General features: G+C 72.4%; 25 protein-coding genes. 13 read left to right on the forward strand and 12 right to left on the reverse strand.

Annotated features, from left to right (window positions below; translation table 11 throughout):
• Positions 1 to 15: 15 nt before the first annotated feature.
• The 4 genes from FHX44_RS09305 to FHX44_RS09315 all read right to left on the reverse strand — a co-directional run bounded on the left by FHX44_RS09305 (position 16) and on the right by FHX44_RS09315 (position 2,873).
• Positions 16 to 1,140: a glycoside hydrolase family 3 N-terminal domain-containing protein gene (locus FHX44_RS09305; protein WP_147255111.1), complete on the reverse strand. Its 1,125-nt coding sequence runs from the start codon at positions 1,138 to 1,140 to the stop codon at positions 16 to 18.
• A 62-nt stretch (positions 1,141 to 1,202) separates the two neighbouring features.
• Positions 1,203 to 2,201, reverse strand: coding sequence for a glutathione S-transferase family protein (locus FHX44_RS09310; protein ID WP_147255112.1), 999 nt, complete (start codon positions 2,199 to 2,201; stop codon positions 1,203 to 1,205).
• Between the two features lie 37 nt (positions 2,202 to 2,238).
• Complete coding sequence (locus FHX44_RS42080; RefSeq protein WP_170308850.1) at positions 2,239 to 2,394, reverse strand: hypothetical protein; 156 nt, start codon at positions 2,392 to 2,394, stop codon at positions 2,239 to 2,241.
• Positions 2,376 to 2,873 (reverse strand): GtrA family protein, encoded by a 498-nt coding sequence (locus FHX44_RS09315; protein WP_147255113.1) that lies wholly within the window; start codon positions 2,871 to 2,873, stop codon positions 2,376 to 2,378. The genes FHX44_RS42080 and FHX44_RS09315 overlap by 19 nt, the downstream gene beginning before the upstream one ends.
• Before the next feature lie 188 nt (positions 2,874 to 3,061).
• Here FHX44_RS09315 and FHX44_RS09320 point away from each other — a divergent pair, with 188 nt between their 5' ends.
• From FHX44_RS09320 to FHX44_RS09330, 3 genes are read left to right on the forward strand one after another with little or no spacing between them, the layout of a single operon-like run.
• Positions 3,062 to 3,697: a VC0807 family protein gene (locus FHX44_RS09320; protein WP_147255114.1), complete on the forward strand. Its 636-nt coding sequence runs from the start codon at positions 3,062 to 3,064 to the stop codon at positions 3,695 to 3,697.
• Positions 3,698 to 3,706: 9 nt separating this feature from the next.
• Positions 3,707 to 4,822 (forward strand): sensor histidine kinase, encoded by a 1,116-nt coding sequence (locus tag FHX44_RS09325; protein ID WP_147255115.1) that lies wholly within the window; start codon positions 3,707 to 3,709, stop codon positions 4,820 to 4,822.
• Positions 4,822 to 5,427, forward strand: coding sequence for a response regulator transcription factor (locus tag FHX44_RS09330; protein ID WP_147255116.1), 606 nt, complete (start codon positions 4,822 to 4,824; stop codon positions 5,425 to 5,427). Before FHX44_RS09325 ends, FHX44_RS09330 begins: the two co-directional genes overlap by 1 nt.
• A gap of 7 nt (positions 5,428 to 5,434) precedes the next feature.
• Here the strand turns inward: FHX44_RS09330 and FHX44_RS09335 are convergent, their stop codons facing one another.
• Genes FHX44_RS09335 through FHX44_RS09350 form a run of 4 tightly spaced genes read right to left on the reverse strand, consistent with a single transcriptional unit; the run spans position 5,435 to position 8,330 of the window.
• Entirely contained in the window at positions 5,435 to 5,827 is a 393-nt protein-coding gene (locus FHX44_RS09335) for a nuclear transport factor 2 family protein (RefSeq protein ID WP_147255117.1), read from the reverse strand.
• A gap of 11 nt (positions 5,828 to 5,838) precedes the next feature.
• The gene (pcaG, locus tag FHX44_RS09340; protein ID WP_147255118.1) at positions 5,839 to 6,387 is read right to left on the reverse strand and encodes a protocatechuate 3,4-dioxygenase subunit alpha; all 549 of its coding nucleotides are present in this window, start codon (positions 6,385 to 6,387) and stop codon (positions 5,839 to 5,841) included.
• Positions 6,380 to 7,108 carry a protocatechuate 3,4-dioxygenase subunit beta gene (pcaH, locus tag FHX44_RS09345; RefSeq protein ID WP_147255119.1) on the reverse strand — a complete coding sequence of 243 codons (729 nt, stop codon included), beginning with the start codon at positions 7,106 to 7,108 and terminating at the stop codon, positions 6,380 to 6,382. The genes pcaG and pcaH overlap by 8 nt, the downstream gene beginning before the upstream one ends.
• A 49-nt stretch (positions 7,109 to 7,157) precedes the next feature.
• Positions 7,158 to 8,330 carry a 4-hydroxybenzoate 3-monooxygenase gene (locus FHX44_RS09350; RefSeq protein ID WP_147255120.1) on the reverse strand — a complete coding sequence of 391 codons (1,173 nt, stop codon included), beginning with the start codon at positions 8,328 to 8,330 and terminating at the stop codon, positions 7,158 to 7,160.
• Between the two features lie 78 nt (positions 8,331 to 8,408).
• Between FHX44_RS09350 and FHX44_RS09355 the strand changes: the two genes are divergently transcribed.
• The 7 genes from FHX44_RS09355 to FHX44_RS09390 all read left to right on the forward strand — a co-directional run bounded on the left by FHX44_RS09355 (position 8,409) and on the right by FHX44_RS09390 (position 15,988).
• Positions 8,409 to 9,209, forward strand: coding sequence for an IclR family transcriptional regulator (locus tag FHX44_RS09355; RefSeq protein WP_147255121.1), 801 nt, complete (start codon positions 8,409 to 8,411; stop codon positions 9,207 to 9,209).
• Positions 9,210 to 9,275: 66 nt separating this feature from the next.
• The gene (locus tag FHX44_RS09360; RefSeq protein WP_147255122.1) at positions 9,276 to 10,277 is read left to right on the forward strand and encodes an acetamidase/formamidase family protein; all 1,002 of its coding nucleotides are present in this window, start codon (positions 9,276 to 9,278) and stop codon (positions 10,275 to 10,277) included.
• 10 nt (positions 10,278 to 10,287) lie between these two features.
• Entirely contained in the window at positions 10,288 to 11,046 is a 759-nt protein-coding gene (locus tag FHX44_RS09365; RefSeq protein ID WP_147255123.1) for an SDR family NAD(P)-dependent oxidoreductase, read from the forward strand.
• Entirely contained in the window at positions 11,046 to 12,179 is a 1,134-nt protein-coding gene (locus FHX44_RS09370; protein WP_147255124.1) for an epoxide hydrolase family protein, read from the forward strand. Before FHX44_RS09365 ends, FHX44_RS09370 begins: the two co-directional genes overlap by 1 nt.
• A 6-nt stretch (positions 12,180 to 12,185) precedes the next feature.
• Entirely contained in the window at positions 12,186 to 12,791 is a 606-nt protein-coding gene (locus tag FHX44_RS09375; protein WP_147255125.1) for a PadR family transcriptional regulator, read from the forward strand.
• 106 nt (positions 12,792 to 12,897) lie between these two features.
• Positions 12,898 to 14,676, forward strand: coding sequence for a PDR/VanB family oxidoreductase (locus FHX44_RS09385; RefSeq protein ID WP_246170286.1), 1,779 nt, complete (start codon positions 12,898 to 12,900; stop codon positions 14,674 to 14,676).
• A 10-nt stretch (positions 14,677 to 14,686) separates the two neighbouring features.
• Complete coding sequence (locus FHX44_RS09390; protein WP_147255126.1) at positions 14,687 to 15,988, forward strand: hemolysin family protein; 1,302 nt, start codon at positions 14,687 to 14,689, stop codon at positions 15,986 to 15,988.
• 7 nt (positions 15,989 to 15,995) lie between these two features.
• Here FHX44_RS09390 and FHX44_RS09395 read toward each other — a convergent pair whose 3' ends face one another.
• Together FHX44_RS09395 and FHX44_RS09400 are read right to left on the reverse strand one after the other, a co-directional pair.
• Positions 15,996 to 16,421: a hypothetical protein gene (locus tag FHX44_RS09395; RefSeq protein ID WP_147255127.1), complete on the reverse strand. Its 426-nt coding sequence runs from the start codon at positions 16,419 to 16,421 to the stop codon at positions 15,996 to 15,998.
• 179 nt (positions 16,422 to 16,600) lie between these two features.
• Complete coding sequence (locus FHX44_RS09400) at positions 16,601 to 16,888, reverse strand: hypothetical protein (protein ID WP_147255128.1); 288 nt, start codon at positions 16,886 to 16,888, stop codon at positions 16,601 to 16,603.
• Between the two features lie 88 nt (positions 16,889 to 16,976).
• On the opposite strand from FHX44_RS09400, the gene FHX44_RS09405 reads away from it, so the two are divergent.
• From FHX44_RS09405 to FHX44_RS09415, 3 genes are all read left to right on the forward strand, one after another.
• Positions 16,977 to 17,579, forward strand: a complete 603-nt coding sequence (locus tag FHX44_RS09405; protein WP_147255129.1) for a superoxide dismutase — start codon at positions 16,977 to 16,979, stop codon at positions 17,577 to 17,579.
• A gap of 295 nt (positions 17,580 to 17,874) precedes the next feature.
• Positions 17,875 to 18,312, forward strand: coding sequence for an IS110 family transposase (locus tag FHX44_RS09410; protein ID WP_147254181.1), 438 nt, complete (start codon positions 17,875 to 17,877; stop codon positions 18,310 to 18,312).
• Entirely contained in the window at positions 18,312 to 18,980 is a 669-nt protein-coding gene (locus tag FHX44_RS09415) for a transposase (RefSeq protein WP_147255130.1), read from the forward strand. Before FHX44_RS09410 ends, FHX44_RS09415 begins: the two co-directional genes overlap by 1 nt.
• 736 nt (positions 18,981 to 19,716) lie before the next feature.
• Here FHX44_RS09415 and FHX44_RS09420 read toward each other — a convergent pair.
• The gene (locus FHX44_RS09420; RefSeq protein WP_147255131.1) at positions 19,717 to 20,997 is read right to left on the reverse strand and encodes a competence/damage-inducible protein A; all 1,281 of its coding nucleotides are present in this window, start codon (positions 20,995 to 20,997) and stop codon (positions 19,717 to 19,719) included.
• A 19-nt stretch (positions 20,998 to 21,016) separates the two neighbouring features.
• Positions 21,017 to 21,979, reverse strand: coding sequence for a patatin-like phospholipase family protein (locus FHX44_RS09425; RefSeq protein ID WP_147261035.1), 963 nt, complete (start codon positions 21,977 to 21,979; stop codon positions 21,017 to 21,019).
• Between the last annotated feature and the right edge of the window lie 528 nt (positions 21,980 to 22,507).

Here is a 22,507-nt window from a genome sequence, read left to right on the forward strand (position 1 = left end):
GCGGGCGAGTCGCTGTCAGGAGCAGGCGCGCTTGGCGCGAAGGACCCTCGCGACGGCGGCGTCGTTCGCGGCGGGATCCAGGCGCGCCCGCTCCAGGTGGTCCAGCACCGGCGTGATGCGGCCCCCGCTGGACCAGAGCGCCATGTCGGCGCCTGCGGCCAGTGCGCGCTCGACCGCCTCGGGCAGCGTGAACTCGTCGGTGACGGCGTCCATCGCGCCGAGGTCGTCGGTGAGCACCAGGCCGTCGAAGCCGATCTCGCCGCGCAGGAGCGCGTACACCTCGGGCGTGAGCGAGCTGGGCATGTCCGTGGTGAGGCCGGGGACGTCCAGGTGCCCCACGAGCACGCCCGTGCGCCCGTCGGCGAGCGGGCCCCCCGGGCCGAGCAGCGCGGCGTACGGGCGCAGGTCGTCGGCGCGCAGGTCGTCCAGCGGCGGGGTGGAGACGCGGCCCTTGTGCGAGTCGCCGTTCGCCCGCCCGTGCCCCGGGAAGTGCTTGAGCACCGTGTAGACGCCCGCGGCCCGTTGGCCCTCGGCGAACGCGGCCGCATAGCTGCCGACGGACTCGGGGTCGTCGCCGAACGAACGGTCCCCGATGGCTGCCGACCGGCCGGTGACGTCGACGGTCGGGGCGAGGTTCATCGTGATGCCGCGCGCGAGCTGCTCCCGTCCGCGCTCCTCGCCCAGCGCGCGCACCTGCTCGGGCGTGCGGGTGCGGGCCATCGCCCGGGCGCTGGGCAGCTCACCGTCGAGGTCGTCGATGCGCTGGACGCGCCCGCCCTCGTCGTCGACGGCCACGGCGAGCGGGACGCGGGACATCGCCTGCACCCCGCGCAGCGCCTGGTCGGTGAGCAGCGCGGTGGCGTTGCCGCCGACGAAGATCCCACCCACCTGGGTGGTGCGCACGTTCTCCGCGGTCGCGCGCGGGTCGGCGGCATCGACACCGACCATGAGCCGCTGGGCCAGCTTGTCCCGCGGGGTCATCGTCGCCACCACCTCGGCGCAGCGCGGGAGCCGGTCGGGTCCCAGGTGCTCGCCGGTGAGCGGGGGCGGCGGCGCCGGCGTCGCGGCCGCCGGGACCGTCGTGAGGACCAGCCCCGCGAGGACTCCGAGCACCACTGCGAGCGACTTGCGAACCGTCATCGCGGCCCATCCTCCTCCGCCCGGGACCGCGCCCCGATCCGCCCCGTGTGGGTCGTGGTGGCTCAGGCGATCGCCGGCACCCGCTCCGCCTCCGGTGGCGGGCCGGGCGGGGTGCCGTCGCCGAACGGCCGCCCGCCCAGCTCCTCGCGCCCGTGCGCAGTGAGCCAGCCACGGGGATCGGGGCCGAGCGGGACGATCCCGGTCGGGTTGATCTCGGCGTGCACGCCGTAGTAGTGCTGCTTGATCTGCTCGAAGTCGATCGTGTCGCCGAAACCGGGGGTCTGGAACAGGTCGCGCGCGTAGGCCCACAGCACCGGCATCTCGGCGAGCTTCTGCCGGTTGCACTTGAAGTGGCCGTGGTAGACGGCGTCGAACCGGACGAGCGTGGTCCACAGCCGGACGTCGGCCTCGGTGATCGTGTCCCCGACGAGGTAGCGACGGGTGGCGAGTCGCTCGGACAGCCGGTCGAGCCGCGTGAACAGCGCACGGTAGGCCTTCTCGTACGACCCCTGCCCCTTGGCGAAGCCGGCCTTGTAGACGCCGTTGTTGACGTCGTCGTAGACGGCCTCGTTGATCTCGTCGATCTCGGCCCGGTGCTGCTCCGGGTACAGGTCGGGAGCACCCTCGCGGTGGTACGCGCGCCACTGCGTCGAGAAGTCCAGCGTGAGGCACTGGAAGTTGTTGGTCACCGCCTTGCCGCTGGCGATCTCGACGACGGTCGGGACGGTGACGCCTGCGTCGAAGCCCGGGTGGGCCTTCTCGTACGCCTCGCGGAGGTACTCGATGCCGAGCACCGGGTCCCGGTTGTCGGGATCGTTGTGGAACCGCCAGCTCCGCTCGTCGTGCAGCGGTCCTGCGATGCCCATCGACAGCACCGGCTCCAGGCCGAGCAACCGCCGGACGATCACGCTCCGGTTCGCCCACGGGCACGCCCGCGCGACCACCAGCCGGTACCGGCCGGGCTCGGCGGGCCAGTGCGACGACCCGTCGGAGGTGATCCGTTCGGTGAGCGCGACCGGCTCGCGTTCGAAGGCGTCGGTTCGGGACTGGGTGGCAGCCATGGACCCGAATCTATGCGGCCGCGGGCCGCTGCACCGGTCAGTCGTCGCCCTCGCCGTCGCCGTCTTCCTGCTGCGTGACGCCGGGGGCGTCGTCGCCGTCGTCGTCGCCGCCACCGCAGGAACCCGCGGTCAGGAAGAGAGCGGCGCCTGCGAGGACCGCCGCGATCGTCCGGCTCAGGCTCGTTCGTCCCATGCGTCCACCGTGCCAGGTTTCGGGGCAACCGGCTGGACGGGGACATCGCTCGTGCCGAACACCCAGTAGCGCATCACGAGGAAGCGGCCGACGCCGCCGAGAACGCTCGCCGCGGCGAGCGCGACGGTCTCCTCCACCGGTGTCGGCGCATCGACGACCAGCCCGAGCAGCAGCAGGACGGCAGAGCTGTAGAACGCGTAGAACAGGACAGTGCCGCCGACCTGCACCCGGGCCCGCCACCGGTGCACGGCCGTGCCCCCGAACGTGAACCGGCCGTTCGCCTCCGTGCTCACGGCGGTGCTCACGAGCAGCGCGACGAGGCTCGCAGGCACCGCGTCCAGCCCGGCGGTGCGCAGGAGCAGGAAAGTGGCGGCGTTGACGGCCGTGCCGAGGCCGCCGACCATCACGTAGCGGGCCACCTGCAGGAACAGCGGGTGCCGCAGCCGCGACCATGCCGGCGCGACCACCGCGCTCGCCATGTCCACCACGCCCTTCCGGCCGCGTCCCTCGTCGATCCCCTCTTATCTCATCCGGACCGGGGGACGCGCTGTCGCTCACTCGTGCGAACGCTGTGAGCGGAGCGTCATTCCCGGCCTGACGGATGTCACGGTCACGTCGTGACCGCTGTCGTGGTCGCCGCCGGCCCGCGAGACGCAGGCTCTCGGACATGACGCAGACGACCCCGCGCACCCCCGCTACCGCGGCCCCTCGTCGGGCGATGTTCCTGGGCCTGTTCCGGGACATCGGGCTCAGCCTGGCGGCGTACTACGGACTTCGCGCCGTGGGCGCCTCGCCGTCCGTCGCGCTGCTCGGCGGCACGGTGACGGCGGGCCTGCGGATCGCGTACGTGTGGCTGCGCACCCGCCGCTTCGACGGGTTCGCCGCGTTCATGCTCGCCGAGTTCGGGGTGGGGCTGGGCTTCGCGTTGCTCACCGGGGACGCCCGCTTCCTGGTGGCGAAGGAGTCGTTCAGCACCGCCGTCGCCGGGCTGATCTTCCTCGCGAGCTGCGGGTTCGGCCGGCCGATGATCTGGCACGCCGCGGCGCGCTTCCAACCGGAAGCCCGCGCCGAGCTCGATCGCCTGTGGTGCGGGTCGCCGGGGTTCCGGCGCACGTTCCGGATGCTGACCATCGGCTGGGGCGCCGGGATGCTGGCCGAGGCGGTGGCCCGCGTGGTGGTCGCGTACACCCTGCCCGTCGACGCCGCGGCCGGGCTGTCACAGCTCCTCCGCTTCGGCGCGATGGGGTTGCTCGTGCTGTGGACGCTCGCCACGGTGAAGCGCCGCCGCGCCAGCCGGTCGTAAGGTCGGATCGTGAGTGCCGAGCCGGGCGTCGACCTCCGGGAATGGCCGGTCTGGCGCCCCGTGGACCCCGCGGCCACCCGCCGGGTCCGGCTGCGGAGCGTGATCGCCTCCGCGGTGTTCCTGGCCTTCCTCGTGCGCAACGTGATCGAGGAGTGGGGCGGGTCCGCGGCCGCACTGGTCGCCGTCGCCTCGGCGTACGCAGCGAGCTACCTGCTCACGCTGTACTTCGGACCGCTGTACGGGCCGGCCGGGCGGACCCTCCTCATCGGCTGGCTGTACGTCATCGGTGCCGCGTTCGCGCTGGTGACCGGCGACCCGAGCGACCTGACGATGCTGGCTTACGCGGTGGCCGCCGGGATCATCCTGCTGCCGCTGCGGTGGGGCGCAGCGCTCGGCCTGCTCACCACCGCCGCGGTGATGGCCGGCACGCGGGCGGTGGACGGCGCGGTCGACTGGAGCGACACGTTCGTGCTGCTCATGATGACCGCAGGCGTGGTGGCCGTGACCCAGCTGATCCGCACGGTCAACCAGCTCCGCGCCGCGCACGACCGCATCCGCGCGCTCGCCGTGGCCGACGAGCGGTCCCGCCTGGCCAGGGACCTGCACGACGTACTGGGCCACAGCCTCACCACGATCACCGTCAAGACCGGCCTGGCCCGGCGGATCCTGGAGAGCGGGGCCGATCCGGGACGGGCCCTCACCGAGCTGGGCGACGCCGAGCGGCTGTCCCGCCAGGCGCTCACGGAGATCCGCGCCACCGTGTCCGGTTACCGGCGGCCCTCGCTGGCCGCCGAGCTCGCCGGGGCCCACGAGGCGCTGCGGGCGGCCGACATCGCGGGGGATCTCCCGCAGGCCGTCGACGACGTCGCGGAGGAGCTGCGGGAGCCGTTCGCGTACGTCCTGCGCGAGGGCGTCACCAACGTGATCCGGCACAGCGGCGCCACCCGCTGCGTCGTCCGGATGGGCCCGCGCTGCCTGGAGATCCGCGACGACGGCCGGCCCACCGACGGGGTCGAGGCCGGGAGCGGCCTCACCGGTCTCACCGAACGGATGGCCGCCGTGGGCGGCCGGCTGACCGCGGAATCGTTGCCGGCCAAGGGTTTCCGCCTGTACGCGGAGGCGTGATGATCCGGGTGCTGCTGGCCGACGACCAGGCGCTCGTCCGCGGTGCACTGGCGGCGATGCTCGACCTGGAGCCCGACATCGAGGTGGTGGCCGACGTCGGCGACGGGGACGAGGTCGTCGAGGCCGCCCGCCGCGCTTCGCCCGACGTCGCACTGCTGGACGTGCAGATGCCCGGCACGGACGGGCTGACCGCGGCGCAGCGGCTGCACGCCGCGCTGCCGACCTGCCGCATCGTCATGTGCACGACGTTCGGCAGGCCGGGCTACTTCGCCCGTGCCATGGCCGCAGGCGCCGCCGGCTTCGTGGTGAAGGACTCGCCGCCGGAGCAGCTGGTGGAGGCGATCCGCAGGGTGCACGCGGGGCTGCGCGTGGTCGACCCCGGACTGGCCGCGGAATCCCTCGCCCGCGGCGTCAGCCCGTTCACCGAACGGGAGCGCGACGTGCTGCGCGCGGCCCGGGACGGCGCGAACGTCGCCGACATCGCCCGCGCCGTGAACCTGTCGGGCGGCACCGTCCGCAACCACCTGTCCTCCGTGATCGGCAAGACGGGCGCCGCCAACCGCGCAGAGGCCGCCCGCATCGCCGAGGAGAACGGCTGGCTGTGAGCCCGTCTCAGGCGACGGGGGTGATCTGGCTCAGCACGCAGAGCCAGCGACCACCGCGGTGCACGAACACGTCCGTCACCCACTCGTCGGCGTCGAACCGCCTGCCTTCGTAGTGCGCGGTGTTCGTCATGCGCGCGGTGAGGAGCGCCGTGTCACCGTGGGCCCGCACCCGGGAGTCGCCGACGCGGTCCATGGCCGAGTGGGTCAACGCCCCGGACTCGACCACGGACAGGAACTGCTCCTTGGTCGTCACGCCGGACGCGGAGACCATCACCCAGTCGTCCGCCATGAAGCCGGCGATCCGTGCGGCGTCGTTCGAGACGATCGCGCGTGCCCACTCGTCCTCGACGGCCTCCAGCTCCGCCTCGACCGCCTGTCGTGCACCGGTCTCGTCCGACATCGAGCCTCCGGTCAGATCTGGAGGAAGACCGTCTCCCCCTCGCCCTGCAGGCGGATGTCGAACCGCAGCTCGCCCTCGCCTGCGTGCTCGGCCACCAGGGTGGCCGCGCGTTCGGGCGGAAGCGACGACAGCAGCGGGTCGGCGGCGTTGGCCTCGGTCTCGTCCGGGAAGTAGATGCGGGTGACGAGCCGGTCGAGCAGCCCGCGCGCCAGCACCGTGACGTCGATGTGCGGCGCCTGCCCGTCCCCCAGCGCGCCCGGCTTCACCGTGACGATCTGGTAGTGGCCCTCGCCGTCGGTCGGGCAGCGGCCGAATCCGGCGAACCCGGAGCCGGAGGCGCCCCGCGGGTCGTCGGGGTGGTCGAAGCGGCCGTCGGCGTCGGCCTGCCAGGTCTCGATCACGCCATCGGGCACCGGGGCGCCCGCGCCGTCGCGCACGATGCCGGAGATGCGGATCGCCCCCGGGCTGCCCTCGGGGACGACCAGGTGGCCGTCGGACCAGGTCAGGCCGATCGACAGGAACGGCCCGACCGTCTGCGACGGGGTGAGCAGGTCACTCATGGGGCTCCTCGAAGGGGGTCTGCTCGCGGCCGCGCAGCACGATGTCCCAGCGGTAGGCGAGCGCCCACTCCGGCCGGGTGGCCTCGAGGTCGAACGTCGAGATCATGCGCTCGCGGGCCTTCGGGTCCGGGACCGAGTTGAAGATCGGGTCCTGGCCGAACAGGGGGTCGTCCGGGAAGTACATCTGCGTGACGAGCCGCTGGGTGAACGCGCGACCGAAGAGCGAGAAGTGGATGTGCGCCGGGCGCCACGCGTTGTGGTGGTTGCCCCACGGGTAGGCGCCGGGCTTGATCGTGGTGAACGAGTACTCGCCCTTGTTGTTGGTGAGCACCCGCCCGCCGCCGGTGAAGTTCGGGTCGAGCGCGCCGGCCCAGTTGTCGTTCTTGTGCGGGTAGCGGCCGGACGCGTTGGCCTGCCACACCTCGACGAGCGTGTCGGGCACGGGACGCCCGTCGCTGTCGAGGACGCGGCCGAACACGACGATCCGCTGGCCGATCGGCTCGCCCGCGTGCTGGGTGGTGAGGTCGTGGTCGCTGGGGCCGATCAGGTCGCTGTGGCCCGCCGTCAGCAGCGGTCCGGTGACCTCGGTGAGCCGGTTCGGCAGCACGATCGGCGCCTGCGACGGCGCCCGCAGGGCGGTGCTCTTGTAGCCGGGGTGGTCCAGCGGCGGGTGCGTGCCCGGCGGTGGCTGCCGGTAGCCGGCGGGCTGGGCGAGCGTCACGATGATCAGTCCTTTCACTGACGGTTGTCCGCCTGGCGGCGTTCAGCCGTCAGACATGCATGGCTCGATGAGGCAGGCCGGTGTAGTTCTCGGCGAGACTGGTGGCCGCGGCTCTCGACGTCACGGTGTAGTGCAGCTGCGAGAGCTGGAGGCGGCGGGTGAACGGGTCCCCGTCCGGGGCGTTGTGCAGCATCGACGTCATCCACCACGAGAAGTGCTCCGCCCGCCAGACGCGGCGCAGGCACGTGTCGGAGTACGCGTCGAGACCGGCTTCGTCGCCGCCTGCGAGGTAGGCGGTGAGCGCCTCGGCCAGGACTCGCACGTCGGCGACGGCGAGGTTCATGCCCTTCGCCCCGGTGGGCGGCACGATGTGCGCCGCGTCGCCCGCGAGGAAGAGCCGCCCGTGCCGCATGGGCTCGGCCACGAAGCTGCGCATCCCCGTGACGCCCTTCTCCAGGACCGGGCCCTCGTTGAGCGTGAAGCCATCGGCGGCAAGGCGCGTGGCCAGCTCGTCCCATATCCGGTTGTCCGGCCAGTCGGCGAGGTCGGTGTCCGGCGGCACCTGCAGGTAGAGGCGGGTGATCTCCGGGCTGCGCATCGAGTAGAGCGCGAACCCGTTCGCGTGGTTGGCGTAGGCGAGCTCGTGCTGGGTGGGGGCGGCCTTGGCGAGGATCCCGAGCCACGCGTAGGGGTACTCGCGGTCGAACACCTCCGGCGAGTACGTGTCGCGGCTGATCCCGTGGAAGCCGTCGCAGCCTGCGACGATGTCGCAGCGCAGCTCGTGGCGGGTGCCGGTGGTGTCGGTGTAGGAGATCACCGGCGAGTCTGCGAGGCCGTCGAGCACCACGTCGGAGACCTCGAAACGAAGGTCGCCGCCGTCGGCGAGGCGCCGGGTGATCAGGTCCTTCACGACCTCCTGCTGCCCGTACACGGTGATCCCGCGGCCGACGAGGTCGGTGAAGTCGATGCGGTGGTCCACGCCCTCGAAGCGCAGCGAGATCCCCTCGTGCGGCATCCCCTCGCGGTCGAGCCGCTCGGCGAGCCCGACCTCGCGCAGCAGCTCCACGGTGGGGTGCTCCAGCACACCCGCCCGCACCCGCTGCTGCACGTACTCGCGGCTGCGGGTCTCGAGCACCACCGAGTCGATGCCGGAGAGGGCCAGGAGGTGCGACAGCAGCAGCCCCGCTGGTCCCGCCCCGACGATGCCGACCTGCGTGCGCATGCCGGGAAGCCTGACGCACACCGACCGCGTCCTCGACGCGGCTTCCGGCCAGCGGAAGAGGCACGGCACACTCACCTGATGACCGAGACGGTGACGGGACGCGTGCTGCGGGTGCTCGCCGCGTTCACCGCCGAGCGCCCCGAGCTCGGGCTCACCGAGCTCTCCCGGCGCGCGAACCTGCCGCTCACCACCACCCACCGGCTCGTCGGTGAGCTCGCCGAATGGGGAGCCCTCGAACGGGGCACCGACGGGCGCTACCGGATCGGGCTGCGGCTGTGGGAGGTCGGCGCGCTCGCGCCGCGCGGGCTGGGGCTGCGGGAGTCGGCCATGCCGTTCCTCGAGGACCTCTACGAGGTCACCCGGCAGAACGTCCAGCTCGCGGTGCTCGACGGCACCGAGGTCGTGTACGTCGAGCGGATCTCGGGCCGCGGCGCCGTCAACGTGATCACGCGCGTGGGTGGCCGCCTTCCGTTGCACGCCACCGGGGTGGGCCTCGTCCTGCTGGCCAACGCCCCCGCGGAGCTGCAGGAACAGGTGCTCGCCGCACCGCTGAAGCGCTACACCGCCAAGACGATGTGCGACCCGGGGGAGGTCCGGCGCGTGCTCGCCGAGGTCCGGCGCACCGGCGTGGCGGTGAGCGACGGGCAGATCGAGCTGATCGCGCTCTCGGTCGCCGCCCCCGTGCACGGACCCCGCGGGGACGTGGTGGCGGCGCTGTCGGTGGTGGTCCCGGCCGAGACGTCGGACGCGCGCTCGTACATTCCGGTGGTGAGAGCGGCCGCCAGAGGCATCTCGAGGACCCTCGGCGCCCCCGAACCCGGCCCGGGACGGGGTACCCGAGGTTCCGGAAAGCCACATTCCGGAACCGCAAGGCCCTGAATGTGGCTTTCCTGAACTCCGGCGCCGGGCTTGCGCCGGCCCTCCCCTGGGCCCACGATCTGCCGGGTGGACGTCCTGGAGTTCCGGCCGCAGCCCGACCAGTACGCGTGGACGTTCGGCGGTGTCGCCCCGACCCACCGGATCACGCCCGGCACGGTCTTGAAGCTCTGGACCGAGGACGCCTTCTCCGGCCGGTTGCAGCGCACGACCGACAAGCCGTCGCAGGTGCTCAACATGGCGGAGGTCAACCCGCAGACGGGGCCGTTCTTCGTCGAGGGGGCGGAGCCGGGCGACACCCTGGCCCTGCACATCGTCGACCTCACCCCGGCCCGGGACTGGGCGGCGTCCAGCACGATCCCGTTCTTCGGCGCGCTCACCGGCACCGACCGCACCGCCCTGCTGAACGACCCGCTCCCCGAGCAGACGTGGATCTACGAGCTGGACCGCGCCCGCGGCATCGTCCGGTTCGAGGCGCAGCGCAGCTCGCTCAGCCTGGAGCTGCCGATCGCGCCGATGCTGGGCACGGTCGGGGTGGCGCCGCCGGGCCGCGAGGTCCGATCGAGCCTCGTGCCCGACACCTTCGGCGGCAACATGGACACCCCGGAGATGCGGGCGGGCACCACCTGCTTCCTCGGCGTGAACGTCGAGGGCGCGCTCTTCTCCGTCGGCGACGGCCACTACCGCCAGGGCGAGGGCGAGAGCTGCGGCACCGCCGTCGAGGGCGCCATGGACGTCACCCTGATCGTCGAGCTCGTCAAGGGACACGCGCCGGCGTGGCCGCGCCTCGAACACGACGAGGACTACGTCGTGGTCGGGTCGGCGCGTCCCCTCGAGGACGCGTGGCGGGCCAGTCAGGTCGGCATGATCGCCTGGCTCGGCGAGCTGTACGGGCTCGACCGGCTCGACGCCTACCAGCTGCTCACCCAGATCAGCCGCTCTCCGCTCGCGAACGTCTGCGACACGAACTACAGCGCCGTCACGAAGATCGAGAAGTCGCTGTTGCCCGCCGCCGACGCCTTCGGCGGCATGCACCGCCACCTGCGCGAGCAGGCCACCACCCTCACCTGAAGGAGCCCGAGTGGATCTGCAACTTGCCGGGAAGGTCGCCCTCGTCACGGGTGGCACGAAGGGGATCGGGCGGGCGATCGTCGAGGCACTGGCCGCCGAGGGGGCCCGGGTGGCCTTCTGCGCCCGCACCGACGCGGACGTCAAGGCCGCGGAGGAGGCGCTGCGAGGCGCCGGGCACGACGTCGCGGGCACCGCGCTCGACGTCACCGACGGCCCGGGTCTCGTCGACTGGGTGGCGGCGACGGCCGATCGCTGGGGCGGCGTCGATGTCGCGGTCGCCAACGTCAGCGCGATCAAGGCCGGACAGGACGAGGAGAGCTGGCGCACGGAGTTCGAGGTCGACCTCATGCACACCGTGCGGCTGGTCAACGCCGCGCTGCCACATCTGGAACGAAGCGACGACGGCAACGTGATCGCGGTGTCCAGCGTGTCCGGGCGAGAGGTCGACTTCTTCGCAGGTTCGTACGGCGGGATCAAGGCCGCGCTCGTCCACTACATGGCAGGCCTCGCCCACCAGAACGCGGGCAAGGTGCGGGCCAACTCCGTCTCCCCGGGCAACGTCTACTTCGACGGCGGCGTGTGGCAGAACATCGAACGCAACAACCCGGAGTTCTTCGCGAAGGCGCTCGCGCTCAACCCGACGGGCCGCATGTGCACCGACGAGGAGGTCGCGTACGCGGTCACGATGCTCGCGAGCCCACGCGCGTCGTTCATCAGCGGCACCAACCTCGTGGTCGACGGTGCCCTGACCAGAGGAGTGCAGTTGTAGTGCGGGAATTCCGCATCGAGGTACCCGAGTCCGACCTGGACGACCTGCGCGAGCGCCTCGCCCGCACCCGATGGCCCGACCCCGCGACGGCGGAGGGGTGGACGCAGGGCGTGCCGCTGGACTACGCCCGCGAGCTGTGCGGCTACTGGGGCCGCAGCTACGACTGGCGGCGCTGCGAGGCCGAGCTCAACGCACTCCCCCAGTTCCGCACCGGTTTGGACGGCGGGGGCGACGACACCGTCGAGGTGCACCTGCTGCACGTCCGGTCCCGGCATCGGGGAGCGTTGCCACTGCTGCTCACCCACGGCTGGCCGGGGTCGATCGTGGAGTTCCTGGACATCGTCGCGGCGCTCACCGATCCGCCGGACCCGGCCGACGCGTTCCACCTCGTGATCCCGTCGCTGCCCGGCTACGGGTTCAGCGGCAAGCCGACCGTTCCCGGATGGGGCGTGGAGCGGATCGCCACCGCGTGGGCCCAGCTCATGGACCGGCTCGGCTACGACCGGTACGCGGCGCACGGCGGCGACTGGGGGGCGGGGATCGCCTCCGCGCTGGGCACCGGGGCCCCCGAGAACCTCGTCGGCATCCACCTCACGATGCCGCTGGCCGCGCCTCCGCCGGACGACGAGGCGAAGCCCCTCACCGAGGCCGAGCGGAAGGGCCTCGCCGCCCGCAAGACGTTCATGAAGGTGGGGGCCGGCTACTCGCACGAGCAGTCGACCCGGCCCCAGACGCTCGGTTACGGCCTCGCCGACTCTCCCACCGGGCAGTGCATGTGGATCGTCGAGAAGTTCTGGGACTGGACCGACTGCGCGGGCCACCCGGAGAACGTCATCTCCCGCGACCGCCTGCTCGACAACGTGATGCTCTACTGGCTCCCCGACGCAGGCGCGTCGTCGGCCCGCCTGTACTGGGAGAGCTACAAACGCAGGCGGATGGACGAGGTGCCCGTGCCCACCGGGGTCACGCTCTTCCCGCAGGAGCTGGTGCGGCTGCCGCGACACTGGATCGAGCGGCGCTACACCGACCTGCGCCACTGGAGCGAGCCCACGGTCGGCGGCCACTTCGCGGCTCTGGAGCAGCCGGACGTCCTGGTCGACGAGCTGCGCACCTTCTTCCGCAAGCTGCGCTGACCCCGCATGCCGCCCGCGCGACGTGTGATCAGCAACCCGCTCGCCCTCGCGGTGCTCGCCTATCTCGCCGAGCGCCCGATGCACCCCTACGAGCTGGGGAAGCTGTTCACCGCGCGCAAGCAGCAGGAGAGCATCCGCTACCGGCACAGCTCGCTCTACATGGTGATCGAGCAGCTCCAGCGGGCCGCTTTCGTCGTCCCGGTCGAGACCCAGCGCGACTCCCGCCGCCCGGAGCGCACGATCTACGCGCTCACCGACGCGGGTCGCGCCGAGCTGCGGGACTGGATGCGGGAGCTCGTCGCCACGCCGGTCAAGGAGTACCGGCAGTTCGAGGCCGCGCTCTCGTTGATCGTCGTCCTGCCCCCTTCCACCGTGCGGGAGCTGCTCGGTGAGCGCCTCGACGCGCTGAGCGCGGAGGCCGACCGGATCCGAGCGCACATCGAGGCGTCCGAGGTCGACCCGCTCTTCCTCGTCGAGCACGAGTACCGGTTGGCGCTCGTGGATGCCGAACGTGAATTCGTCCGCGGGCTCGTCGTCCGCATCGAGACGGCTGAGCAGACCGGGTTCGGGCGGTTCTGGCGCGAGTTCCACGCAAAGCCCCAGAACGTCTGACGATCACCGCGACCAGGGATCCCCTCGGGGACATCCCCGATGGCCGCCGTCCGCGCCCTAGTTAGCGTCGACTAGTCGATAATGACTATCGAACGAAGAGCAGCGGTTGACCACCCTCGCCCCACCGGGAGCCCGCGGCGCCCGCGCACTGCTGTTCGGCTACGGCGCAATCGCCCTCGTCATGACCCAGCTGCCGCCGCTCTTCCCACCGAACCTGCCTGCGCTGCACGTCCCGCTCTGGTACCTGCTCGCGCTGCTCGCGTGCGGTACGGGCGCGCTGACGGCCCGACCCGCCGCTCACCGGCGGCTCACCGCCGGGCTGTGCTGGGTGCTGCTCGCCTGCACGGTCGTGCAGGCCTTCGTCGTCGCCGACCTGATCGCGATGTTCTGCAGCTGGCTCGTCGTGCCGGCCATGTCGCTGCTCGCGGGACGGCTGCCGAGACGGCAGCACAAGGCCCTCGTCGCCGCGCACGTCGTGAGCTCCGCGTCCTGGGTCGGCACCGCCGTGACCTTCGTCGCCATGTCGGTGGTGGCCCTGACGACGGAGGACGTCCACGTCGCAGCGGTCGTCTACGAGCTCATGGCCACCTTCGACACGACGCTGCTGCCGTGGGCGAACCTCGCCACGTCGCTCAGCGGGATCGCGCTCGGGCTGACCACGGCATGGGGCCTGGTCACGTATCACTGGGTCGTGACCAAGCTGTCGATCTCGGTCGCGATCCTCGTGATGGCATTCGGGTTCCTGCACGACGCGCTGGAGTCCGCAGGCGAGCAGGCCGCTCGCCTCGCGGCGGCAGGCGGTGGGCCCGACGGGATCGACGCGGCCGCGGACGTCGTGTTCTGGGGCTTCGGCGTCGCGTTGCTCAGCCTCGTGGCCGCGCTGCTGCTGTCGCTGTACAAGCCGGGTGGCAGGACGCGGTGGGGCCGCCGCAAGCGGACGGCACCCGGTCGCCCGGCGATCCCGGTCGTGGTCGCGGAGACGAGGACGATCGCCGCCGACACCGTCGCGCTCACCCTACGCTCCACCGGCGGTGGGCGGCTTCCCGGCTGGGAGCCCGGAGCGCACATCGACCTCGTCCTGCCCTCGGGACGGGTGCGCCAGTACTCCCTCTGCGGTGATCCCGCGGAGCTCGACGAGTACCGCGTGGCGGTGCTGCGCGAGCCGGCGGGGCGCGGCGGGTCGGCCGAGATCCACCAGCTGCGCGCCGGAGCGCGGCTCCGGATCCGCGGGCCGCGCAACCACTTCCCGCTCGAAACCGCACCGGCCCACCTCTTCATCGCAGGCGGGATCGGCATCACCCCGTTCCTGCCGATGATCCGGCGCCTCCACGCGGACGGCGCGCCGTGGCTGCTGCTCTACCGCGGGAGATCGCTGCGTTCGATGCCCTTCGCGGACGCGCTCGCCCGTCAGTACCCACACAACGTCCGGCTGGCGCCCGCGGACACGACGGCCCGCCCCGACCTGCACCGGCTGCTGGCGGAGGCACCCGCGGGTGTCGGCGTCTACTGCTGCGGGCCTGCGTCGCTGCTCGATGCCGTGGCGGGCGCGATGCCCCCGCACGGGGTCCTGCACACGGAGCGGTTCGCGGCCGCGGACCGCGGGGACCACCGGCCGGACCTGCCCTTCGACGCCGAGCTGCGCCGCACCGGCTCGACCGTCCACGTTCCCGCCGGCCGCACCCTCCTCGCCGCCATCCACGACGTGGACCCGACCCTCGACGCGTCGTGCGAGGAGGGCGTATGCGGCAGCTGCATCACCCGCGTGCTCGCCGGCGCCCCCGACCACCGCGACAGCCTGCTCGAGGCGCACGAGCGCGACCGCACCGACGTCATCTACCCCTGCGTCTCGCGCGCGCACGGAGGGCGGATCGTGCTGGACATCTAGTGTCCTGTGCGTGGACGGCATCGCCCTGAGCATCGGCCTGGTACTGCTGTTCGTCCTGATCGGCGGCTATTTCTCGGCCTCGGAGCTGGCGATGGTGTCGCTGCGGGAGGGCCAGGTCTCGCGGCTGTCGTCGCGCAGCAGGCGCGGGGCGAAGGTGGCCCGGCTGCGGGAGGACCCCAACCGGTTCCTCGCCGCTGTGCAGATCGGCGTGACGCTCGCCGGGTTCTTCTCCGCCGCCTACGGCGGGTCCACCCTCGCCGAACCGCTCGGCGCCCTGCTCACCTCGTGGGGCCTGCCGGCCGGGCTCGCGACCACGATCGCGCTGATCGTGGTCACGGCGTTGATCTCGTTCGTCTCCCTCGTCCTGGGCGAGCTCGTGCCCAAGCGGCTGGCCCTGCAGCGCGCCGAGGGCGTGTCGCTGTTCGTCGCCCCGGTGCTCGACCGCATCGCATCGCTGTTCCGGCCGGCCATCTGGCTCCTGTCGCGGACGACCGACGCGGTCGTCCGGCTGCTCGGCCTCGACCCACGGGCCGGCCGCGACCAGGTCACCGAGGAGGAGCTGCGCGACATGGTCGCCACCCACGAGCAGCTCGACCGCGAGGAACGCCGCGTGCTGGCCGACGTGTTCGACGCGGCGGACCGGCACCTGCGCGAGGTCATGCTGCCCCGCACCGAGGTCGACTTCCTGCCAGCTGCCACCGATCTCGCGACGGCGACCCGCGAGATCGTGGGGAAGCCGCACTCCCGGTACCCGGTGGTCGGCGAGGGTGTCGACGACGTCGTCGGCGTGGTCCACGTGCGCGACCTGCTCACCACCGCACTGCTCGACGGACCCGACGGGCGCACCGTCGCCGACGTCATGCGCCCGGTGCACGCCGTGCCCGAGAACAAGCCGATGTTCGTCGCCCTCGCGGAGATGCGCGCCAAGCGGGTGCACCTCGCCGTCGTCATCGACGAGTACGGCGGCACCGCCGGCATCGTCACGCTCGAGGACCTGATCGAGGAGATCGTCGGTGACATCGACGACGAGTTCGACGCTCCGCGGCGCGCAGCACAGGACCGGGCCGCGACGACGGGCGACGGTCGCGACGTGCTCCTCGACGGGCTCCTGCACCGCGACGAGGTCCGCGACCGGGCCGGTCTCGACCTGCCGGAGGGGGAGTTCGACACGCTCGGTGGTTACGTCCAGGACGCGCTCGGGCGGATCCCCGCGGTCGGCGACCGCGTCCCGGCGGGCGGCGCGACGCTGGTCGTGACCGAGATGGACGGCCGGCGCGTCGCGACCGTGCGCATCGAGCAGGACGAGACCTGATCCGGCGCTATGCCGACTCGTCCGCCTCGTCGCCCCGCTGCCCGGCGGTGGCGGTGAGCCACCACCAGAGCCGCTTGACCGGTGAGCCGGCCGCCGCTGCCGGGGCACCGCTCCCTCTCGCCAGCGCGATCAGGAGCGTCGCCGACACGGCCGGGACGATCCCGACCACCGCCATCACGACCGCGTCGCCGCGGGCGAGGCCGGTGAAGACCCCGGTCGCGCCGACCAGGAACAGGCCGATGGCCGCCAGCCGCGGTGGGACGGCCCCGCTGGTCGGCGGGATCGGGATCTCGTCCTGATCGATCCGGCGAGCGATCTCGTCGAACCGGCGTTGCTCGTCACGGGTGAGCGCGAGCCCCTCCTCGTGCGGGTGCGGCGGACCCGCCCTCCCGACGGCCTTGGCGCGACCTGGCCATGCAGCCCATATCCCCATGCGTTCCCCCCGGCACGCACTGCGTGCGCGCCCGACACCGACTCCCCCTCGAGATAAACGCTCCTGGGTGTCCCTGAGTTACACACGGGCCCGGCCGTCGAACGGCCGGGCCCGCGCCCCCGCCGACGTCGAGCTGCCAGAACGACCACCAGCACGAGGTAATTGCAATCTACTTGCAATTACCCGGCCCGGCCAGTGAACGGCCGCTCGACCCGGTCCGCCCGCACCGCGAGCGGCTCCTCGTCCGTGCGCAGCGCAACCGTGGAGGACATCAGGTCCGGTGCGGGTTCGGGTAGCTGCGCTGCGAGCGCGGACCCCAGCTGCCGGTCGACGCCGTGGGCCCCGGGCCTCCGCCAGTGCCATCCGCGTCTGGTCCACGCCCGCGCCGGCCGCACCCCCCGGAGCGGTCGGCGCCGAGCAGCCCGCGAGAACGAGACGCGGAGCACGAAGGCGACACGTCGGTTCACGGCCGCACGGTAGTCACAGTTGCGAACTACTGGCAAGAGCGTAAGGATCGCGCCTACCTCACACGTGATCCAGAGCGAGGAAGTCCCGATGATCCAGTACAGCCTCCCCGACCTGCCCTACGACTACGGCGCCCTCGCCCCGCACATCGCAGGCGAGATCATGGAGCTGCACCACTCCAAGCACCACCAGACCTACGTCGGCGCCCTCAACCAGACCCTCGACAAGCTCGCCGAAGCCCGCGACAGAGGCGACTTCGGCGCCATCGTCGGCCTCGAGAAGACCCTCGCCTTCAACCTCGGCGGCCACGTCAACCACTCCACCTTCTGGCAGAACCTCTCCCCCGACGGCGGCGACAAGCCCACCGGCGAACTCGCCGCCGCCCTCGACGAGCACTTCGGCTCCTTCGACGCCTTCCAGGCCCACTTCACCGCCGCCGCCACCACCATCCAGGGCTCCGGCTGGGCCATCCTCGGCTGGGACACCCTCGGCCGACGCCTGCTCATCCACCAGCTCTACGACCAGCAGGCCAACCTCCCCGCAGGCCAGATCCCCCTCGTCCTGCTCGACATGTGGGAACACGCCTTCTACCTGCAGTACCGCAACGTCAAGCCCGACTACGTCAAGGCCTGGTGGAACGTCATCAACTGGGCCGACGCGGCCGAGCGCTTCGACAAGGCCCGCGGGGCCTGACGCCTGGTGATCGATCTGTGAGTGTGTCGGTGCGGTGCTCCTGGGTGGAGAACCGTCAGGCTCGGTGCCGGTGACCCGATGTGACTCGTGATCGATCTGGCCGCTTCGGCGTGCCCTGTCTCGGACTTGTTCCGTCGTGGTCGCCGGCACCGGCCCGGCTCACCGGTTGGCCTGATCAGAAGCCTGTCCGCCGGTTACGGCGTGACCCGTCACAGATGTGCCACGTGGTGACCCTCACCCGGGCCGGTGCCGCCTGTTGGACCCGTTCCCCGTCAGAAGGACCAGGCCCGTGCCCATGTTGGCAGAACGTGTCGACGCCGTCGTCGGTGTCGACACCCACCGTGACACCCACGACGACACCCACGACGCAGAAATCGCCCTCCCGACCGGAGCCCCGGTCGCGACCTGCCAGGTCAGCAATGACTCCCGCGGCTACGCCGAGCTGCTGGCCTGGATCGGCGATCACGCTCCCGGGTCGCGGGTCGCCGTCGCGATCGAGGGCACCCGCAGCTACGGCATCGGACTAGCGCGCGCAGTCAGCGGTGCCGGTGTGATGGTGATCGAGTGCGAGCAGCCCAACCGCAAGTCCCGTCGCGGTCGGGGAAAGTCCGACGCGATCGACGCGCACCTGGCCGTGCTCACCGCGCTGCGGCTTGACGCCGACCAGCTCCCGAGCCCGCGCGCCGATGGTGACCGCGAAGCGCTGCGGATCCTGATGGACGCCGGATCCTGATGGACGCCCGCCACGAGCTCACCGACAGCTCGACCGCTCAGACCAACCGGCTACGCGCACTGCTGCTGGGCGGCGACGACCGCGACCGTGACTTCGCCCGTGGCACGCTCACCGACACCAGGCTCGCTGCGCTGGCCCGCCACCGTCCGGCCCGCGATGCCAGCCGCGAGCAGGTCGTGCGCCAGGCCGAGATCCGGCGCCTCGCTCTCGCACTGCGAGGGTCTCACCGCGCACTACGGGCCAACAGCCGCGAACTCCAGCGCATCGTGGACGACCTCGCTCCCGGGCTGACCGACCGCCGCGGCATCGGCCCGATCATCGCCGCCCAAGCGATCATCAGCTTCTCCCACCCCGGGCGCTGCCGCAACGAGGGCGCCTTCGCCGCGCTCGCCGGCGCCAGCCCGCTCGAGGCCAGCAGCGGCCACATCAAGCGGCACCGGCTCAACCGCGGCGGTGACCGCGCCCTCAACAGCGCACTGCACACCATCGCGATGGTCCGCATGCGCAGCTGCCCCACGACCAAGGCCTACCTCGCCCGCCGCACCGCCGAAGGGAAGACCACCCGAGAGATCCGACGCTGCCTCAAGCGCTACATCGCGCGCGAGCTCTACCGCTTCCTCACCGCGACCATCACGACCACAAGCAGCAACGCGTCCTCAGCCGCTTGACAGATATAGAAGCGTCCGAGATGCAGGAACCGGCCCTCGCGAGGGCGCTCAACGTGGTCTCGGAACGATCAGCGCGGCATGATCGGTCCAAGCTGGGCGGCGAGGGAACTGAGCAGCACTTCGGAACGATCACGCGGGGTTTGCATGATCAAGTCGACACCACGGGGGTTCGATCTCGACCCGAGCCCCGTGGTGCCGACCTGATCATGGGATGCGCGGCTTGGGCGCGCCGTTCCCGACACCCCGCGCCGGACGCTGGTCGCGCACCTCTCCCGGCTGCCCGTGCAGCCCGCCCCGTTGCCCGCGCCACGCACCCGCCGTCGTGGCCGGGTTGGCAGAACTACCGAACCCCGTCGTTGCGTGGGCGGCCGTCCCCGACCGGAGGGCACGGCGGTTCACGACGAGCCCGTCTCCGCCGGGTGCCTACGCAACTATCCTGTGGTGCAGATCATCCCTGGTAGGACGACCACAGGCCAGTTGCCCCCGCTACTCAACCGGAACGGGCTCGCACGCAGGTGCGGGAGGCGAGGCCGCATCTCGCAGGGCGCCCACGGGATCGGTGTTCTCCAAGCCGGCCACCCGCCCGACCGCATCCGCGCAACGCGCGTCGCGCCCGCTCGAGTCCCGGTGGTGGATCCGAGAGGGCGAGCGGGGCCTGGAGATGTACATCTCCGACCGACCGACGCGAGCGGCACTCGAGAATCGCGCCAACCCACCCGAACTCGCACCCAGCAGGTCAGGCCCCCCGAGCCGCCCGGAGGAGCAGGTGCATGCCCACGTCCGTGGACCGCTCCCGGATGTCCGTGCGCCCGCCGGGCAGGCGGGGGTCCCGGGCGATCACCTGCCCGTCGGCCGTGGTGACGCAGAAGCAGACGTAGCCCACGGGCTTCGCCTCGGTGCCGCCGCCCGGCCCGGCCACCCCCGTGATCCCGACGCCGACGTCGGCGCCGAACCGCTCGCGGGCGCCGTCGGCCAACGCCCGCGCCACCTCCGGCGACACGGCGCCGTGAGTGGCGATCATCTCGGCGGGCACGCCGAGCAGGTCGGTCTTGGCCTGGTTCGAGTAGGCGACCACCCCACCCGCGACGTAGTCGGACGACCCGGCCAGATCGACCAGCCTCGCGGCGAGCATGCCGCCGGTGCACGACTCCCCGGTGGCGACGGTCCACCCGCGCTCGCGCAGGGCACGGGCCAGCAGCTCGTCGGTGCTGGTGCCGTCGGCGCTCACCAGGTGCCGGGCGTGCCGGGCGGCCAGCTCGGCGTGCACGGCCTCGGCCACCGCCTCGGCGCCCGGTTGCGGGCGCAGGTCCACCTCCAGCTCGGAGCGGCGTAGACAGGTGGTGATCTCGACGTCGGACAGGTCGCACTCCGCCTCGATCGCCCGCAGGGTGGCCGCGATCTCGGACTCCGGCAGGCCGAAGTAGCGCAACGACCGGGCGCCTGCGGCGGGCACGCGCGCCAGCAGGTCCCGCACGGGCGCCGAGGCCAGCGCGGCGGGCCACATCCCCTGCAGCTCACGAGGCGGCCCGGGCAACACCACGACGAGCGGTCCGCCGGGACGGGGCACCACGAGCCCGGGAGCCGTACCGACCGGGTCGAGCGCCACCGCGCCCCTGGGCACCATGGCCTGTTTGCGGTTCGCCGCGTCCAGCGCGGGGCCGCCGAATCCGGTGCGGGCGGCGAAACCGGCCAGGATCTGCGCGATCCGCGCGTACATCGCCTCGTCCAGGTCGAGCGGCACGCCCGCGAACCGGGCGACGACCTCGCCGGTCAGGTCGTCGGCCGTCGGGCCGAGGCCGCCGCTGGTGACGACCAGCTCGCAGCCGTCGTCGTCGGCGCGCTCCAGGGCACGGGCGAGGTCGTCGGGCCGGTCGCCGACGAGCTGCACGTGCGCCACCTCGAAGCCGAGCGCGGCGAGCTCGCGGGCGAGCCACGGGCCGTTGCGATCGGAGATCGCCCCCGTCAGCAGCTCGCTTCCGGTGACGACGACGGCGGCCCGCGGCCGGAGAGCACCCACACCGGCGACCGTATCCGGATCAGGCGGCTACCGCCTCCAACGCCACGGCCGCCGACTCGTCCCCGATCTGCACCGCCTCACCCACCCGCACCGGGTCGACGCACAGCGCGCCCATGCCGGCGGAGCGGGCCGGGCCGATCGCGGCGAGGTGGCCCGGCCCCCGCTCCGGGTGCGCGGCGTCGGTGACCAGGCGCAGGTCGGCGCCGTAGCGGCGGGAACCCTGGGCGAGCGAGCCGAGCCCGGGGACGATCCGGTCGAGCGCGCGGGCCCACAGGGAGAGCCCGGCGTCGGGGTCCCCGTGCAGGTCGTCGCTCCCCCGGCACAGCAGCACGAGCACGTGGGTGGCACCGCCGCGCAGGGCCCGCGCCATGGCGAGCGGTTCGGCGACCGACCCGTCCACCCAGCGCCGGCCGCCCCAGGAGATCGGGGGGCCGGCCAGGAGCGGGATGGCCGCGCTCGCGCGCAGCGCCCGCTGCCAGTCCTCGACCGTCTCCATGCCCTCCAGCGTGTGGGCGGTCAGGTCCGCCGCATCGGTTGCCACGATGCGCAACGGCGCGGGTGTGCGCCCCAGCTCGTGCCACGCGAGGGGCTTGCGGTCACCGAGCACGTCGTGCACGAGGTGGTCGAGGGCGACGACCGGGCGCCGGCTGCCCAGCCGGCGCATGTTGATGAACACGTCCGTGGAGAGGTCCTCGGGGTAGCTCGCTGCGCAGGCGGCGGCCTCTCCGGTGAGGAAGGCCGCCCCGCTGAACCCACCGGACGACGCCCCGTAGACCTCGTCGAAGGCGGGCACGAGGCCGGCCCGGTCGAGCGCGCGCAGCATTCCCGCCACGTACGCGCCGCGCATCCCGCCCCCGCCGATGACGAGGGCGACCCGGTGATCGTCGTCACGAGCGCCGGGCGTGGTGCGGGCTGCTTTCCGCTCGTGCAGGACCTCGATGACCTCCCGGTCACCGTGCAGGAAGGGGACGGGAGACACCATCGGCACCCGAGAAGGGTAACGGGAGCGGCGGAGTCGCCGACCTCGCAGCCACGACCGGTGCTCGGGCGATGACGACGGGCAGCGGCCATGGACGTCGTTCACCGCGGCTAGGCTGTCGATCGGCGCCGCGGGGCAGGACGCCCCGACCGCCCTCCACGGGGGACGATCCGCAGGTCCGAAGGGCTGGTGACCCGGACGGGTTCGCCGTCGCGCGGGCGGCGCAGCGGCGGGGAGCACGCGGAGTGACCGCTCGCCGTCGCGGTCGACTCAGTCGAACGAGCCGAGCGCGCCGAGGTTGCGCGCAGCATGTCAGCGCGCGCCGAGCGGCGAGCGGGACGCGCCCATTGTCGAGCAGTGGCGCCGAACGGCAATGTCGAAACGTCGAACGGTTCCCCTTGGAACGTTACTGCTATTCGGCGACGTGCCGTCGAATTGGTCCGAGCGAGTGATTCATAAGGTGACTCAGATCACAGGCTTTGGTTACAAAGAGCTGTGAAGCTCTCAGGTCCCTCACTCCACCGGCTGATC

This window comes from Pseudonocardia hierapolitana (assembly GCF_007994075.1).
Classification (GTDB): Bacteria; Actinomycetota; Actinomycetes; order Mycobacteriales; family Pseudonocardiaceae; genus Pseudonocardia; species Pseudonocardia hierapolitana.